Here is a 17,406-nt window from a genome sequence, read left to right as displayed (position 1 = left end):
CTACAAGGCAGTGCTGATCATGTCCGCCGCCTTTTCCCCTATCATCATGGTAGGCGCATTGGTATTGCCACCGATCAGGGTGGGCATGATGGACGCATCGACGATCCGCAAACCGGTCATGCCATGCACGCGTAATTGCGGGTCAACCACGGCCATCGCATCCACGCCCATCTTGCAGGTACCTATGGGGTGATACACGGTATCGCTGGTCTGGCGCAGGACTGCACGTATCTCATCATCGCTATGTATATTCGCCGTCTGGAAGTCACTGGTGCGGGCTGCCACCAGCGCTGGCGCATCCATCAGTTTGCGCGTGAGTTTGAAACCTTTGACCATGCTTTCTATATCATCCGGGTGCTCCAGAAAGCGCGGGTTGATCAGAGGCGCAGCCATAGGGTCTTTGCTGGCCAGTGTCACTTCACCTATGCTCTTCGGGCGTAGCAAGCACATATGACAGGAATAACCATGACCCAGATGCAATTTGCGTGCATGGTCGTCCAGCATGGCGAGCACAAAATGCAGTTGTATGTCAGGTGCGCTCAGACTGGGATCAGTCTTTAGAAAACCGCCACCTTCAGCCCCGTTTGAAGTCAGCAAGCCGCGCCGCTGGCTTTGATAGCGCCGGAATTCCCTCACCATGCGCAGGCTGCCACCAGCGGATACACCGAGCAAGTCCAGGCTTTTGGCGCGGTATTTGAAGACGAAGTCAGGATGATCCTGCAAATTCTGACCCACGCCGGGCAGGTCATGTACCACCGGTATTCCCAGCGCTTGCAAGGCCTTGCTATCACCTACGCCAGACAGCATCAGCAATTGCGGGGTCTGGAAGGCGCCTGCTGCCAATAAGACTTCCTTACCTGCCTTCAGGGTCTTGGTCTGTCCGCCCTGCCGGTATTCCACACCAACGGCACGCTTGCCTTCAAACAGTATGCGCGTCACATGACAGCCGGTTTCCACTTGCAGATTATTGCGTTTGCCCATATGCGGATGCAGGTAGCCACGGGCTGCTGTCCAGCGTTCACCATTGTGCTGGGTGACCTGGTAGATGCCCACGCCTTCCTGCTCTTCACCATTGAAGTCGGTATTGATACTAAAGCCAGCCTGGCGAGCCGCTTCCAGATAGATTTGCTGATAAGGATTGTCGCTACGCAATTCACTGACATGCAGGGGGCCGGACTGACCATGATAGTGGCCGCCATGAGTTTCATTGTTTTCCGACTTCTTAAAGTAGGGCAAGACTTCATCAAAAGACCAGCCTGTGTTGCCGAGCGCTGCCCAATGATCATAATCCTGCTTATGGCCACGGATATACACCATGGCATTGATGCCCGACGAGCCACCCAGCATCTTGCCACGCGGCTGATAACCACGCCTGCCATTCAGGCCGGGTTGTGGCACGGTTTCAAAAGCCCAGTTATTCAGTTTGGTCGGTAACATGGCTACTACGCCCGCCGGGGTATTGACTACCCAGCTATCCCCCTTGCCACCGGATTCCAGTATGGTCACATGCAGATTCGGGTCTTCCGTCAGGCGGCTAGCCACGACGCAAGCGCCGGAACCGCCGCCGACGACGATGTAGTCGGGTGTAGTTGTCATATTGTCTCTTTAATATTTTTAGTTTTTTACAGTATTGCCGAATTTGATGTTCCGGTGTAGCTTAGGATATTAAATCTTCAGACTCCAGAACGTAAGGACAAATCCTGCCAGTTTGCAGCGAATGCGTAGATGAACAACAAAGTGCTCTCAGTACAGGATGCCGTATTTCCGGCTCACCCGTTTTCGGGTCTGCTGGCGATAGGCCGTGAGCGTGACTGGCATTTGCACGACATGTTCCCGGCACTGGGCCTGAATGCAGAAGGCCGCCCGCTGGTAGATGTACGTATCAGCTATGCACAAGCCAGGGAGAGTTTGTTGCAGGCACGGCATCATGGCGGCGCAGACCTGGGGATATTGTCCGGTGCGCGTAAATCTCTGCCTGCACTTGGTGCGATGGCGAGCGGCATGCTGGCCCAGGCCACATTGGCAGAGGCCATGCATTTTGGTCTGGAGTACCAGTTGATCGCCGGTGCCATGGTGCAATTGCAACTGGAGTCTGGCGAACACACATCGGTATTGACGGCCCGCCCCCTGTTTGATGATGGCGAGTTACAGGATTTCCTGGATGCAGACCACCTGGCAACCGCCATCAATGTTAGCCGTGCTTTGTGCGGTGCTGTCCTGCAAATCGAAAAAGTAGAATTGCGTGGTAATCGGCAAGCCAGCCGTTCTGTTGCCGAAGCTTTTTTTGGATGTCCCGTCGTTTACGGTGCCGATGTCAGCCGCGTCATCGTCAATAACAGCGCACTCAATACCGTATTGATCAATCCCGATCCCGATCTCGCCGCCAACAGTAAAATGCGCTGTGATGCAGAGCTGGCCGCAGTCGGCCTGACAGGCAGGCAAAGCCTCCTGCACAAACTGGTCAGCCTGCAATGTGACTACCGTAGTGTGCCGGAACTGGCGAGTGCACTGGGTATCAGCGAGCGTTCCCTGCATCGCCTGCTGGCGCGTGAAGGCTGCTCTTATTTCCAGATCGCAGAAAGCCTGCGTATGGAAAAAGCCAGGCATTATTTACGTAACACCGACATGAGCCTCGACGACATTGCCGCACAATTACACTATGCAGACAGCCGCAGTTTTCGCCGTGCATTCAAACGGGCTGTGAATCTGACGCCTTCAGAATTCAGGCTGCAAAATTTTTTCTAGAACTCATTGTATAAATAGGATGAGTGCGAACAAGGCGATTTGGGATGCAGTGCAAGGCGTGACCCGCAGCTAAGGCTTATGCCTTGGCAATGGGCGCAACGCTGCAATGCGCCCAAATCCTCAGTTCCCGGAGGGTTTGCCTTATAACGCGTGCTGGACTGCGTTGGACTCGTTATTAATAGGCAAAACTATTGACTGCCTCGTCCGTCTTGCCAACCCACGTTATGAGGCAAACGCATCTCACCCTATTTCTAAAATGAGTTCTAATCAACGATACACATCAAACTCAAACCAGAAAGTCGAACCTTGACCCGCTGTACTGGCAAAGCCGATTTGTCCATGCATTTTTTCCAGCATGGCTTTGGTGATGGACAGACCCAGCCCGGTGCCGCCTTTTTGCCGGGTGTCCGTGCCATCGGCCTGGGTGAAGGGTTCGAACAAGTGTTCTTGGAATTCCACGGCGATGCCTACGCCTCTGTCCCGCACTTCAACACGGTAACGCGGGCCTTTGCCAAACACACGCAATAACACGGTTTCGCCTTCACGCGAAAACTTGGCGGCATTCGAAATCAGGTTAGCCATGACTTGCATGAGCCTGTCATGGTCAGCCAGTATCCAGGCCTGTTGCGGGTGGTGATCAAGTACCAGGTTGACCTTGAGTGAACTGGCATATGATGTATGCAGTTCCAGCGCATTTTGTACCAATGCCACTAGGTCCAGTGCTTCTGAGCGGAAGATCATCTTGCCGCTGGCCAGTTTGTCCATGTCCAGGATGTCATTGACCAGGGTGATCAGGCGCTTGCTGTTATTGTGGGCGATGCGTATCAGGTGTTCGGCCTGTTTGGGCAAGACGCCGCTAACGCCTGACTCCAGCAAACTCAGGGATCCGCGTATTGAGGTGAGTGGTGTGCGCAATTCATGGCTGACGACGGAAATGAATTCTGTTTTCAAACGGTTCATGCGCAGCCTGTCGCTGATATCCATCGCAAAGGCGACCCAGCCGCGTTCAGAATTTTCCAGATGGCTGAGACCGACCAGAATGGGTACTCCTGTATTCCCGCTTTGCAACAGCATGATCTCGAAAGGGGCGGTGGTGCCAGTGTGTATCAGGTCTTTATAGGCTTGCTGGCAAATCTTCAAATCGTGCGGCGACAGCAAGGTTTCCCAGGCACTGTCCTGGGTCAGCAGGTAATCCCTGTCATAGCCGCTGAACTGGGTAAATACATCATTCACCTCCAGTATCTGACCTGCTTCATTGCCCTGGATAATGCCGATCAGGCTGGAATTCATCAACCTTTGCAGGCGCTGTTCGCTAGTGCGCAAGGCGTCCAGGGTTGCCCTTTGCTCGGTGACGTCTTCTATCATCCAGACGGCACCGCGCACATAGCTTTCAGTCGGCAAGGCACGTCCGGCCACGCGGCCAGTGAATGATTCGCCATTGAAGCGGCGCAAATGCCATTCAAGTTCCACCAGTTCATCAGCCAACAGTCCTGGCGTGACCTGGGCACTGAAGGCTTCATAATCCTCTCGCCCCTGATACAGGAAAGTGGTTTTGACTCCTATCATGGCCTGGGCATCAGGGAAGCGGCATAGTTCTGCCAGTGCCTTGTTGGCCCTGACAATCACGCCATCGCTGACAAACATGATGCCCACAGGGGCATTGGTGATGAGGATTTCCAGTTCCCTGGCCAGCTCTTTATAGCGGTTCTTGTTGGACTCGAGCAGCGCCTGGTTTTGCCTCAGCATTTCTTCGGTCTGCTTGCGCTCGGTGATATCGATGTGGGTGCCGACCATGCGCAAGGGCTTGCCCTTGCTGTCCCATTCAACAATGCTGCCTAGCGACATGATCCAGCGCCATTCGCCTGCCTTGTTTTTTTGCCGGAATTCTGCATGGTAATCAGCACCGCCTTGCGCCGCTGCATGGGCTTTATAGGCGCGTTTCAGATTCGCGACATCATCTGGATGGACACCCGTGCCCCAAAAATAATCCCAGAACTGCTGGGGGTGAGCAAAGTCGCCAGGATCGTAACCCAACATCTGCAAGTATTCAGGACTGAAGCTGCCTTCACCGGATTGCAGGTTGATATCATACAAACCCTGGTTTGAAGCTTTCATGACCAGGCTGCGCTGACGCTCTGCTGCCAGCAGTCTTTGCTCGGTCAGCTTGCGTTCGGTATTGTCACTTAAAAAGCCATGCCACAGCACACTTCCATCAGGCAAGCGTTCCGGGGTAGCATCGCCGACTACCCAGCGGTCCGGCTGGCCAGCTGCAACGATGCGGTATTCCTGATGCCACGGGCTGAGTTCGACAAAGGATTTGCGTACAGCCACGATCATTTTTGGCAAATCATCGGGATGCACTTTGGCAAACATGAAGCTGGCATCTTCACGCAATTGCTCTGCTTTGACGCCAAAAAAGGTTTCTACTGCCTCACTGGCATAGGGCAGGCAAAAGCGAGCGTCTGGATAACGGCGAAATTGATAAAACATGCCCGGCAGGCAGCGGGAAAAATGGGATAGCAGGGCGTGGCTGCGTTGCAATGCCGCCAGCTCGGTTTCTTCTGGCACAAGCTTGGCTGACATTGTAGGTAACTCAGACATGCCCGTTGATCTTTTCCATACCTGTCAAGGCTATCAGTGGTAGAGCGCCGTGATTTCGTCAAAAAAATCGTAGACGCCCTGTTCACTCATCTTGCGTGCATTCGACAATTCACCCCCCTTGGAGGCGAACAAGACGCTATTGTCAGGCCGCAGCAAGACAGCTGCAGGAATGCCTTTCTTGGTAGGATTGCCATAGAAATCCACCAGCTCCTTGTTTTTATCAAACTGGCCGACATTGACTTTAACAGTGATGAACTTGGTAGCCAGCAGCGGTTCGTTCTTGCCATGCATGGATTTGTCGAGTTCCAGGCAGTCTTTGCACCAGTTGGCACCAAAGACGACAAGAACTTTTTTATCTACCTTTTTGGCTTCTGCCAGCGCCTTGTTGATTGCTGCCTGCGCATCGGCTGTTTCGTCATAAGCCTGGGGCGGGGCCGCGCTGGCTGGAGTGACAGCTAATACCAGACTGAATGCAAAAATAAGGGAAAGCAATTTTTTCATCATAGCCTCATCTGAAAATTCAGGGGAATGTAACAAACGTGGTGCCAGAAACTAGCAAATATTGAGTGAGTCTATCTTAGCTTAAACAGCATGTTGCTGTAATTCCTTGTTTCAGGTAAATCTTATTTTGCTGTACGTATATTCAGTTATTTGCAGAATTCAGGATAAAATAAGACATTACCGTCTATGTCTGTCAGTCCTGCTTTGAAAAAGATTATTCAATATGTCTATGATTGTTTTTACGCATGGCTAACAATCACCCATGCTACCGCGTTTCAATGTGATGTATTTCAAGTCCATTATTGCTTGTGATGAATAACAAACCACGCCGGATTGCCCATCTGGACATGGATGCATTTTATGCATCTGTTGAATTGCTAAGATATCCAGAGCTCAAAGGGCAGGCCGTACTCATAGGTGGTGGCTCTTCACATCGCCCGATTCCCAAGGGCGATGGTACACATGAATTTTCGCGCATCAAAGATTATGTCGGGCGAGGAGTCGCTACCACCTCGACTTATGCAGCGCGGGCACTCGGCATATTTTCTGCGATGGGCATCATGAAGGCAGCGAAGCTGGCTCCCGATGTTTATTTACTTCCTACCGACTTTGATTCATATCGCCATTATTCCCGGCTTTTTAAAGAAGCGGTCGGCAAGATTGCGCCCAAAATTGAAAACCGCGGCATAGATGAAATCTATATCGACCTGAGCGACCATCCGCAAGAAACGCGCGAACTGGCGAGCAGCCTGAAGCGGGCCGTCTCCGAGGCAACCAGTCTTACCTGCTCAATTTGTGTCGCTCCCAATAAACTGCTGGCAAAAATTGGTTCTGATCTGGATAAACCTGATGGCCTGACCATCTTGAATATGGAGGACGTGCCAACGCGCATATGGCCGCTACCGGTGAAAAAAGTGAATGGGATAGGCCCAAAATCAACTGAGCGCCTGGCAAGCTTGGGCATCAATACCGTGGGCGAGCTATCAAATGCAGATTTGGGCTTGCTGCAAACGACCTTTGGCAGTAATTATGCTGGGTGGCTGTATAACGCCGCGCGCGGGATTGATGACAGGGAGATTTCGACAGAGTCAGAGCCCAAGGTCATCAGCAGGGAAACCACCTTTGACCGCGACTTGCATGCCGTACATGACAGGGCAGTATTGACCGAAATTTTCACTGATCTCTGCACCCGCCTGGCGATGGATTTAACAACAAAGGGTTACCGCTGCAAAACCGTGGGTATCAAGATCCGTTACACGGATTTTCGTATTTCTACACGCGACATCACCATTCCTGTCGCAACGGCTGACCCTGCCGTCATACGCAGGACGGCCGGGGAATGTTTGCGTAGAGTGGCACTGGAAAACCGCTTTCGCCTGTTAGGCGTCAGGGCTAGTGCCCTGGTGAGAGAGGCGGATGTCAGCAATGAGCGGCAAGTCAGCCAGGGCATGCTGTTTGATAATCTTTGATGCCGGGAACACCTGATTTACGGCTGGGCACTTTGCATTTGCTGGAAATACAGGTTTTCAATTTTCCTCAGATTAATTTTTTCCAGGTAAGGATTGATGAGTTGTTGATATTTTAATCCCCGCTCATTACGCTGGAAGCAGATGTGCAGTGAAAAATTGGTGACTTCCCTGGGATGAAAAACAATGCTGTCCTGGCCGTTTTTCAGGCTGGACTCGGTGATCAGCAACTGCCGCAAAACATCCCTGCTGATGACCACAAGATCGACCCGACCTGCCATCAGTTTGCGTAAATTGCTGATGTCTGATGGTGCCACATCAAGTCTTAACTGCTCTTTTTTGACCTGGGCGTCAAATTCTTCACCATTGGCATAGTCTTGCACCACGCCTATGGTCAGGCCTTTCAGGTCAGCATAATTTTTCCAGTCGAAATGCTTGTCTTTTAACGCAGCCAGGCCGACGATACTATTACCTAACGGGGCTGAAAAATAACAGGTCTTTTCTCTCTCCTTCAAATAAAAGGCAGGAAAATAACCAGCGTAAGCAGGATCATTGAGCCCCAGTTGCACAGCACGGCTCCAGGGAGTGTAACTGATATGGGTATCTATCCCCGCTTGCAAGGCGGCTGCCTTGACGATAACCGATGTCAGCCCTTCATCTGGCAGGTGTGAACCTACGTATGGCGCCCACTCCAGCGATGCCAGTTGCATGACAGGTCTGTCGGCAGCCAGAGACAACGCACCTGACAAACCGGCAGCGATGATAAAAAGAAAACGGAACAACCGTACACTCATGGCATAAAGCTAGCGCGGACAAAAACTGAGTGTAGCGCAAGTATGCCTGGACAACTTTAAGAGATAGTTACATACCTGCTGCGTTCCAGCCTGTCACTGCCGCTAGCGGCAATTGTTTCAAATGCATCATCCAGTGAGGTAAAGATATCCCAGTGCACAACTTGCTTTTGCAATACGATGGCCTGGATCAGTTTCATTTCCAGTTCCGCCTCGCGTTTGCCCTTCCATAACTTGTCTGCTGTAGCGACCGTTAACTCTTCCAGGCTCAGGCCATCCTCTTGCCATTGCGCGTGGCTGACACAACAGCGGGCGATGATACTCTGCACGCCTTGTTCCAGTAGCATTTTTTCACCAGCAGGCTCATGCAGGGAACCGGGTCCATCCAGTTCATTGGGATGCAGGATTTTTCCGGCATCGTGGATGGCGGCACCAAGACATATCAGGTTTGCATCGAACACCAAATCCATTTCTCCAAATTGGGCGACCAGCATATCCGCTGCTTCACCGACCAGTTTGACATGGGTGATCAGGCGTTCTGTTGCACCAAGTTGTGACACCAACTGGTAAGCGTCAGTGGTGGTGTTGAGCATAATAAGTAGTTATGTCAAGCAACAAAAAAGGCTTGCACAGAATGACGTGCAAGCCCACTTCTTAAAAATTACTAAAACTAATTACTTGAAATCGCCAGCGAATACGCGCACGGTTTTTTCATATCCCAGATGTCTGGCCATAGCTTCTTTTACCTGTGCCACGGTCAGTGCCTGTATTTTTTTCTCTACTTCGGCGCGGTATTGCATATTGCGGCCCAGGTAGAGATTGTTCGCCAGTGTTGGTGCCAGTGCGGCGTCCTGGCTGCGTTCAAGCTGGTATTGCTGGATCAGGCTCTTCTTGCCATCTTCCAGTTCTGTCTGTGTGAAACCTTCGGTCAGTACACGGTTGATTTCTTCACGTATGCCGGTTTCCAGCTTGGCACGGTTTTGCGGTGCATAAATAGCACCCATGGAAAAACTCGCGACTTCATCCAGGGCAGAGGCATTGAAACCAGAACCACCACCATAACTGACACCATCTTTTTGACGTATGCGATTCAGTATGCGTGAGTTGGCACTGCCACCCAGCAAGTAGTTGCCCAGTACCAGCGCAGGGTAATCAGGGTGCTTGATACCCAGTGGCAGTTGCATGCCGGCATAGAAGAAAGCGTTTGCCTTGTCCGGTGTGATGATTTGTTTATCATCTGCCTTGGTGGCCTGATAAGGTCTGGCGACGCGTGTGAATTTTTTCTGCGTATTCCAGTCGCCAAAGGCAGTTTGCAATTCCGTTTTTACTTTATTGGCATCAAACTCGCCCACTACGGCAATTTGCGCCTGGCCCGGATGATTGGCACCATAAAATTCTTTCCAGAATGCCTTGGCATCGGCCAGTTTGGCCGTTTTCAGGTAAGCAATTTGTTCATCAATGCTGCGGTAGTAGCGCGGGTCATCACTGGCGTAAATGTTTTGGGCTTTTTTGCCTGCATCAACAGCGACGGATTGAGGTTCCTTGCGGGACTCTTCGAGTTGTGCCAGCTGTGAATTCAGCAATTGCGTGAATTCAGCTTCATTGAAAGCCGGCTGGCGCAAGGAATCGCGCACCAGTTCCAAGACGCGTGGCAGATTGTCGCGTATGGTCTCTACCTGGATATTGACCATGGTTGCATTGCCATTGATTTGCAGCTTGGCCTTGAGCTTGTCGAGTTCTTCAGTAAATTGCTGATGACTGAGTTTTTCTGTACCACGGTTGAGCATGGCAGCAGCCAGCTCGGCGGCACCGGCTTTGCCCTTCAAACTGTTTTCATCACCCAGGTTGATATGCATGGACAGCACGACCGTATTGCCGCGTGTGGTCTTGGGCAACAGCGCATACTTCAAGCCATTGCTGAGTGCGCCTGTCACAGTACGTTTGTCGATATTGTCGGCAGAGGCGACAAAGTTTTCTGCCTGGGCGATTGCCACGCCGGGTTTGAATTGCTTGATCTGCTCGTCCACCGCGACCTTGGCAGGTGCTGGAGAGCGGTCAGGTTTTTCGGTAGGGATAAAACTGCCCGAAGTGCGGTTGCTGGATTTTAGCCAGGTGGTGGCGACACGTTGTACATCATCCACCTTGAGTGCCTTGACGCGGTCGCGGAACAGGAAGAACAAGCGCCAGTCGCCAGAGGCGATGTTTTCAGACAGGGACACGGCAAATTTTTCCGGATCATTGAAGATCTGGGCAATGTCTGAATCCAGTTTGGCTTTGGCCCTTGCCAGTTCTGCTTCAGTCACTGGTGACTTGTCAAAGCTTTCTATGGTGTCGAGCAAGATCTTTTTGGCTTCTGGCAGGTTTTGCTCGGTACGCAAGTTTGCACCAAGCATCAAAAAGCCTGGTTCTTCCAGATTCGCGGCCCAGGGGAAGACATCCGCAGTTTTCTTGGTTTCTACCAGCGCTTTATACAGACGGCCATTGGGTGTGTCGCCCAGGATCAGCGCCAGCGCTTCTGTCGCAGCATAATCAGGGTGGGCGGCAGGCACGGTGTGATACAGCGCCGCGATGACTTGTGAATCGCCGACACGGCGCACAATGACATCGCGTTCGCCATCTTGCACAGGGTCTAATGTATACGTAGGTTCCAGTGCACGTTTTGGCTTCGGTATTTTGCCAAACTGGGTGGCAATGAATTGTAGCGCCTGTTTGGCATCAAAGGCACCCGCCACGATCAGTGTGGCATTGTCGGGCTGGTAGTATCTACGCCAGAAAGCCTGCAGGTGCGGGATATTGACATTCTCGACGTCCGTACGCGCGCCTATGGTGTCCTTGCCATAGTTATGCCACTGGTGGGCACTGGACATGATGCGCTGCATGAGAATGCCGACGCCGGAATTCTCATTCTTTTCCATTTCATTGCGCACGACCGAGAATTCAGTTTTCAAGTCTTCGCCTGAAATGCGGGAATTGACCATGCGGTCAGCTTCCATGCTGATCGCCCACGCCAGGGTTTCAGGCTTGGCCGCAAAGGTTTCATAATAATTGGTGCGGTCCAGCCAGGTGGTGCCATTGAATTGCACGCCGCGTTGCGACATTTCTTCCCACAGGCGGGGATGGGCTTTACTGCCCTTGAACATCAAATGTTCGAGCAAATGCGCCATGCCGGTTTCGCCATAATTTTCATGGCGTGAGCCAACGCGGTAAGTAATGTTAACGGTGGTGGTTGGTTTGCTGGCATCTTGTACCAGCAAAACGCGCATGCCATTCGCCAACTGGTATTCATCTATGCCCTCAACCTGACGCACAAATTGCACACCGGCAGGCAGCGCGGCTTTGGCCGTTGCCGCATTTTCTGCCGCAATGGCGGGCGGTATGTGCACCAGGGTAGTAAAAGCCAGTGCCAGGGACAGACTCAAGCTGCTGAGTTGCATGCGCGATGATTTCATGTAGCGACCTTTATGAATATAGTAAATACCAAGCAATGAGGGGCGGCATCTCCATGACCGGGCATGGCAGTAGCCGTGATTCAGACTAGCGAATCGAGTCTGGTTCAAATGTAAAGCAGTCAAGCTTAGTACAAATATATCAAGAAAAGCAACCAGGACATACAAAAATGCCAAGTGCAGCAGGGGAAAGGGTGAAACGGGAAGAAAATAATGGCGCGCCAGACACGAATCGAACGTGCGACCCCAGCCTTCGGAGGGCTGTACTCTATCCAACTGAGCTACTGGCGCGTAGATTATGCAGAGATATGCATAAGTGATACAGGGGTAATGCAAGGGCAACATTCTAACCCAAATTGTGCCTAGCCTTGCGTATGAAAGCAGGGAAATTGTCGTTAAACCAGCCAGATTTTCCGTATTCTTGGCGCGTGCAGCTTGCTTTTCATTCCAAACGCGACGCTTTCGCTCTATAATTCCAAGCTTTGGCGTGCGCGGTTCAATTGCCTGCCAGCATAGACGAACAGATTTTCTGTATCTAATTCATTTGCATTGAGGAAACCATGAGCGACGCGCACGACGAACACGAATCAGCGATCAAGACCCCTAAGCAACTCATCGTTGCTATCCTCGCCGGATTCCTGGTACCCATTATCGTCATTGTCTTGCTGGTACAGTACGTATCGAATGACAAAAAAGTCGGCGCAGGTTCTTCTGCCCTGACACCAGAAGCAGTAGCTACCCGTATCAGTCCGGTGGCTGACCAGGGTTTCAATTTCAAGGACGCCAATGCTCCAAAGACTCTGCAATCTGGCGAAACAGTATACAAAACCATCTGTTCAGCTTGCCATGACACTGGTGCAGCTGGTGCTCCTAAATTTGGCGATGCTGCTGCCTGGGGCCCACGTATTGCCCAGGGTTACGATAAAGTAGTCGCCAATGCTTTGGGTGGTTTGCGTGCCATGCCTGCCAAAGGTGGTAATCCTGACCTCGACGATATCGAAGTTGCCCGTGCAGTTGTTCATCTGGCTAATGCCGGTGGTGCCAAGTTCAAGGAACCTGAAGTAAAGGCAGCCCCTGCTACTGCGGCGTCGGCCGAAGCATCGGCAAAATAAGCTTTTCAGTATTCGCCTTTCACTCAGGCAAACAAAAAACCCCGGTGCGCCGGGGTTTTTTGTTTGTTTTGTCCGTACTTCCAAGCCAATCAAGCTGAAAATTACATTGAATTTCAGTTAAATATAGTCAAAATAAGATATTTACTGGTACAAACTGTTTTATTTTGATACATTTTGGTGCAAAATTCCCGTGAGCTAATTGTCATTCCAAATGACCTCACGAAATGAGAATCATTGCTTCAATAACAATGTTTCCATCGGTCACTATTAACTTAAAAATTTCGCCTTTTTGCGGAACTTCCTTCTGTTTTCATAGTCAAATGCAGACCTTGCTGTATGTCTGTATCTTGCCATAATTCCATCTTGTTGTTTTTTTGCTGCATGCATTCTATCAATATTGACAATGGAATCTCTTAGATGTTCTCATGCTGAGGCAAATTTTTTGAAAGTTATTTCTCAAAATTTCCCACGCGTAAAAAAAAATTTCCATATTGTTTGGTAATTTTGCAATTTGGCAAAGTTTGTTTGGTTTTTGCCGAATTTTGTTTAGAACACATAAAGAACGGAGCGCAATAGTGATAAAAGAAAAAACAATTTCAAGATCAGTAAGACTGATCTGTTCCAGTGGTTTGTTGTTGAGCATGGGTATGATGGCTCAACCGACTTTCGCACAAGAAGGTGTACAGAAAGTTGAAATTACCGGTTCCAGTATTAAGCGTACTGAAACAGAAGGTGTTGCAACGACTCAAATCCTGAGCCGTAAAGACATCGAACAATCAGGAAAAACTTCTATCGCTGATGTGGTCCGCAGTATCTCTGCTGACAATAACGGTAGTGTCAGCGGCTCTTTCACTAACGGCTTCGCTGGTAGTGCTTCCGGCGTTTCCCTGCGTGGTCTGAGCGTTAGCTCCACTTTGGTGCTGATCAACGGCCGCCGCACAGCACCGTATGGTTTCGGTGATGACGGCCAACGCAGCTTCGTCGATCTGAACTCCATCCCGCTGGATGCAGTTGATCGTATCGAGATCCTGAAAGACGGCGCTTCCGCGATTTACGGTTCTGACGCTATCGCCGGCGTGGTCAACATTATTCTGCGTCAAAACTATGTAGGTCAATCTGTTTCCGCCAATATTGGCCAGTCTTCCCGTGGCGATGGCCGCACCACGAGCGCATCCGCTGCGATCGGTTTCGGTAATCTGCAAACAGATAAATACAATCTGTTCATGACGATTGATGCCAAGAAGCAAGAAAAAATCTGGCAAAAAGACCGTAGCGACTACATCGGCCAGGCTGATGCACGTCCATGGGGTGGCCGCGATCAACGTGTTGGTTTCATCACATCCGGTAATGCAGGTGGTTCCAATGCATTGGGTACAGTACGTCCAGTAAGTGCAACGGGTGCTGCTATCCCTGGCCGTGGCGTTCAACAATTGCCAGGTACTTGCTCCGCAGCAAATCTCGACCCAGTTGGCGGCACATCGTTGGATAATGCTGGCGGCGGTTGCTTGTTTGACCCAGTTGCGTACCAAACTGTTCAGCCAGAAACTCAAAACCTGAATCTGTATGCACGCGGTACTTTTGCCATCAATGACAAAACTACGGCGTACACAGAATTGGGTTTGTTCAATAGCAAGGCAAAAACACAGACAACACCATCCGGTTTGACCGGCGCTGGTTTCGATCTGGTGAATGCCCGTGTCAACAACACTGGTACAGGTCCTGACCAGTTGCTGCTGCCTATCGGTCATCCAGACAATCCGTTTGCTGATGCGCGCGCACGTCCACGCTGGATCGATACTACCCGTCCACGTACTGCCGATCTGGAAACCACAGTTACCCGTTTCCTCGCTGGCGTAAAAGGTACAGTTGCTGAGTGGGATTATGATGCTGGCTTCCTGTATGCTGAAAGCAAAACAGACAAGACTCAAAATGGTTACTACCGTCAATCTGCGTTGAAAGCAGCAGTGGCAAATGGTACTTTCCGCATTGGTCAAGGCCGTATCAATACGCCTGACGTACTGGCACTGGTCTCTCCAACTCTGGTGAACTCCGGCGTAACAAAGAGCACATCCGTAGATTTCAAGGCAACGCGTGAACTGACACAATTGCCAGGTGGCCCATTGGCTATCGCGGTAGGTGCTGAGTACCGTAAAGAAGAAACCAACAGCGAAGCAACGCCATTTACGAACATCAATGACATCGCTGGTCTGGGTTATTCTGCTGCAAAAGGCTCACGCAACGTTAGCGCGATCTACACAGAATTGGCTATCCCGGTATTAAAATCCCTGGAATTCCAACTGGCTGCACGTTCAGACAAATACTCTGACTATGGTCGTTCCACTACACCTAAAGCTGGCTTCAAATACACACCAACTAATGCTATCGCATTCCGTGGTACGTATGCTGAAGGTTTCCGTGCCCCTAGCGCGGCAGAGAACGGTGATTCTGCAGTAGCTGCATTTACCAATATCGCCAGCGATCCTATCCGTTGCGCTGTTACCAAATTGCCAGCAGACTGCTCATCACAACAAGTTGGTGCAATCACGGTCGGCAACAAAAACATCAAGCCTGAAACCTCCAAGAGCTACAGCCTTGGTCTGGTTGTAGAACCGATCAAGAACTTCAGTATCTCTCTGGACTGGTGGAAAATTGTCCGTGATGGTGAAATCAGCGGTTCTGATCCAGGTGCGATTGTTGCTAATCCAGCTGGCTACCCAGATGCGCAAATCGTTCGCGGTGAAGCAACAACCAATTTCCCTGGCCTGGCTGGTCCTATCCTGATGGTGAAAGCGCCTTACCTGAATGCTGGTAAGACACAAACTTCCGGTCTGGATCTGGATATGCGTGCCAAGTACGACATGGGCAGCAACGGCAAGTTGAATGCTGGCCTGGTCGTTACTTACATGAACGAGTTCAGAAGGACGGATGCTGACGGTACTGTGCATGAATTTGCTGGTACTCACGGTGACGTGAACCTGTCCGGTGACGGTGGTACACCACGTACTAAAGTCAGCGTAAGCCTGGGCTGGGAACGTGGTCCTTGGACATTGTCTGGTAACGTCAACCATGTATCGAGCATCAGCGACACCAATGAAATCGGTGGCGATTGCCTGGACGTTGATGCCAACGGTAAGCCTTACCTCGGTTGCCGTATAGCGTCATTCACGACAGTAGACGTGTTCGGTAAATGGAAAATGTCCAAAAACCTGGAATTCACAGCATCCATCACTAACTTGTTCGACAAGATGGCACCGTTGGACGTCCAGACTTATGGTCGTATCAACTACAACCCATCCTTGCATCAATCCGGCGCAGTTGGCCGTTACTGGAACATCGGTGGACGTTACACATTCTAATGTTGACGTAATTGACAGCATAGTCTGAGTTTGGGCATCACCAGGTTTGCACCGGTGATGCCAGTACAAATGCAGGTTGAAAAGTAAAAACCCCCACAAGCTTGCTTGTGGGGGTTTTTATTTTATGACGCGCCGCGCGCCTTATCTGTACAAGTGTGCGGCTTGCCCATGGTTTTCATGCCTGTGGCGTGCATTGCATATCATGTGGCGCGTTTTGATGGAGCTTGCCCGCAAGCCACAGGGGAAAATGTCAATCAAAGTTGCTGCCGGAGCTGCTACATGGCAGGCATTCCTATGAACTGAAACCTGTGAGAGCAAAGCATGTTGAACATTGACAAGACCAAACCTGTTTTGGTGACCGGAGCCACCGGCTACGTCGCCGGTTGGATAGTGAAACGCTTGCTGGAAGAAGGTGTCACCGTCCATGCCGCCGTTCGTAACCCCAGCGATGTGGAGAAGCTTGCGCATATTGACCAGATGGCGCTTAAATTGCCGGGCAGCATACGTTATTTCAAGGCCGACTTGCTTGACCAGGGTTCCTATGCTGAGGCCATGCAGGGATGTGCGATCGTTTTCCATACCGCTTCCCCATTCAAGCTGGACGTCAGCGATGCGCAAAAGGATCTTGTCGATCCGGCAAAGCTGGGGACACAAAATGTGCTGGAAACCGCTAGCGAGACCGCATCAGTAACACGCGTGGTACTGACCAGCAGTTGCGCCGCTATTTATGGTGACTGTGCGGATGTTGCCAACACTCCCCGCCAGGTATTGACCGAAGACATCTGGAATACCAGCTCCTCATTGCAACATGTGCCCTATTCCTACTCAAAGACCGTGGCTGAGCAGGCGGCATGGGAAATTGCCAGGCAGCAGACTCGCTGGAGCCTGGTTGTCATTAACCCCAGCTTCATTCTTGGTCCCGGCCTGAGTAGGCAAGGAACTTCCTCGGAAAGTTTTAATGTCGTCCGACAGTTGGGGGATGGGCGTATGAAAGCCGGCATACCTGATATAGGCTGCGGTGCAGTCGATGTGCGCGATGTGGCCGAAGCTCATCTGCGCGCCGCCTATCTGCCAGATGCCAGGGGACGCCATATCGTTTCAGGACATGACAGTTCGCTGCCCATGATAGCCCAGGCCCTGTTGCCAAAATACAATGCCTACCCGGTACCGCGCCGTATCCTGCCAAAATGGCTGGTCTGGCTGGTGGCACCTCTTGCTGATAAAAGCATCACGCGCAAAATGATTTCCAGGAATGTCGCTTATGTCTGGCGGGCCGATAATGGCAAGAGCATACGGGAACTCAGGATGTCCTACCGCCCCTTGCAAGTTACAATTCAGGATATGTTTCAGCAAATGATAGACAGTGGGCAGATTCCCAAGCCTTGAGT

General features: G+C 51.1%; 11 protein-coding genes and 1 tRNA gene. 5 read left to right on the top strand and 7 right to left on the bottom strand.

Features of this window, described 5'->3' with window-relative positions:
• Complete coding sequence (locus ACO0LG_RS05925) at window positions 1–1,596, bottom strand: GMC family oxidoreductase (RefSeq protein WP_423024263.1); 1,596 nt, start codon at window positions 1,594–1,596, stop codon at window positions 1–3.
• A gap of 129 nt (window positions 1,597–1,725) precedes the next feature.
• Between ACO0LG_RS05925 and ACO0LG_RS05920 the strand changes: the two genes are divergently transcribed.
• Window positions 1,726–2,745: a helix-turn-helix domain-containing protein gene (locus ACO0LG_RS05920; protein ID WP_423024261.1), complete on the top strand. Its 1,020-nt coding sequence runs from the start codon at window positions 1,726–1,728 to the stop codon at window positions 2,743–2,745.
• Between the two features lie 267 nt (window positions 2,746–3,012).
• On the opposite strand, the gene ACO0LG_RS05915 is transcribed toward ACO0LG_RS05920, so the two are convergent.
• The gene (locus tag ACO0LG_RS05915) at window positions 3,013–5,328 is read right to left on the bottom strand and encodes a PAS domain-containing protein (protein ID WP_423024259.1); all 2,316 of its coding nucleotides are present in this window, start codon (window positions 5,326–5,328) and stop codon (window positions 3,013–3,015) included.
• A 51-nt stretch (window positions 5,329–5,379) separates the two neighbouring features.
• Entirely contained in the window at window positions 5,380–5,847 is a 468-nt protein-coding gene (locus tag ACO0LG_RS05910) for a thioredoxin family protein (protein ID WP_423024257.1), read from the bottom strand.
• A gap of 311 nt (window positions 5,848–6,158) precedes the next feature.
• Here ACO0LG_RS05910 and ACO0LG_RS05905 point away from each other — a divergent pair, with 311 nt between their 5' ends.
• Window positions 6,159–7,316: a DNA polymerase Y family protein gene (locus ACO0LG_RS05905; RefSeq protein ID WP_423024255.1), complete on the top strand. Its 1,158-nt coding sequence runs from the start codon at window positions 6,159–6,161 to the stop codon at window positions 7,314–7,316.
• A gap of 17 nt (window positions 7,317–7,333) precedes the next feature.
• Here ACO0LG_RS05905 and ACO0LG_RS05900 read toward each other — a convergent pair whose 3' ends face one another.
• The 4 genes from ACO0LG_RS05900 to ACO0LG_RS05885 form a co-directional block, all read right to left on the bottom strand.
• Entirely contained in the window at window positions 7,334–8,107 is a 774-nt protein-coding gene (locus ACO0LG_RS05900) for a substrate-binding periplasmic protein (RefSeq protein ID WP_423024253.1), read from the bottom strand.
• A 56-nt stretch (window positions 8,108–8,163) separates the two neighbouring features.
• Window positions 8,164–8,697, bottom strand: coding sequence for an HD domain-containing protein (locus ACO0LG_RS05895; protein ID WP_423024251.1), 534 nt, complete (start codon window positions 8,695–8,697; stop codon window positions 8,164–8,166).
• 81 nt (window positions 8,698–8,778) lie between these two features.
• Window positions 8,779–11,553: a M16 family metallopeptidase gene (locus tag ACO0LG_RS05890; protein WP_423024249.1), complete on the bottom strand. Its 2,775-nt coding sequence runs from the start codon at window positions 11,551–11,553 to the stop codon at window positions 8,779–8,781.
• Between the two features lie 211 nt (window positions 11,554–11,764).
• Window positions 11,765–11,841 (bottom strand) — tRNA-Arg (locus ACO0LG_RS05885).
• Between the two features lie 269 nt (window positions 11,842–12,110).
• Here ACO0LG_RS05885 and ACO0LG_RS05880 point away from each other — a divergent pair.
• The 3 genes from ACO0LG_RS05880 to ACO0LG_RS05870 all read left to right on the top strand — a co-directional run bounded on the left by ACO0LG_RS05880 (window position 12,111) and on the right by ACO0LG_RS05870 (window position 17,404).
• Window positions 12,111–12,662: a c-type cytochrome gene (locus ACO0LG_RS05880; protein WP_423024247.1), complete on the top strand. Its 552-nt coding sequence runs from the start codon at window positions 12,111–12,113 to the stop codon at window positions 12,660–12,662.
• Window positions 12,663–13,237: 575 nt separating this feature from the next.
• Window positions 13,238–16,018: a TonB-dependent receptor gene (locus ACO0LG_RS05875; RefSeq protein WP_423024245.1), complete on the top strand. Its 2,781-nt coding sequence runs from the start codon at window positions 13,238–13,240 to the stop codon at window positions 16,016–16,018.
• Between the two features lie 321 nt (window positions 16,019–16,339).
• A complete protein-coding gene (locus ACO0LG_RS05870; RefSeq protein WP_423024243.1) occupies window positions 16,340–17,404 on the top strand; it encodes an NAD-dependent epimerase/dehydratase family protein in 1,065 nt (354 codons plus the stop codon).
• Window positions 17,405–17,406: the final 2 nt, after the last annotated feature.

Source organism: Undibacterium sp. Ji42W (assembly GCF_049340405.1).
Taxonomy (GTDB): domain Bacteria; phylum Pseudomonadota; class Gammaproteobacteria; order Burkholderiales; family Burkholderiaceae_D; genus Undibacterium.
This window is presented reverse-complemented; position numbering and strand designations above follow the sequence as displayed.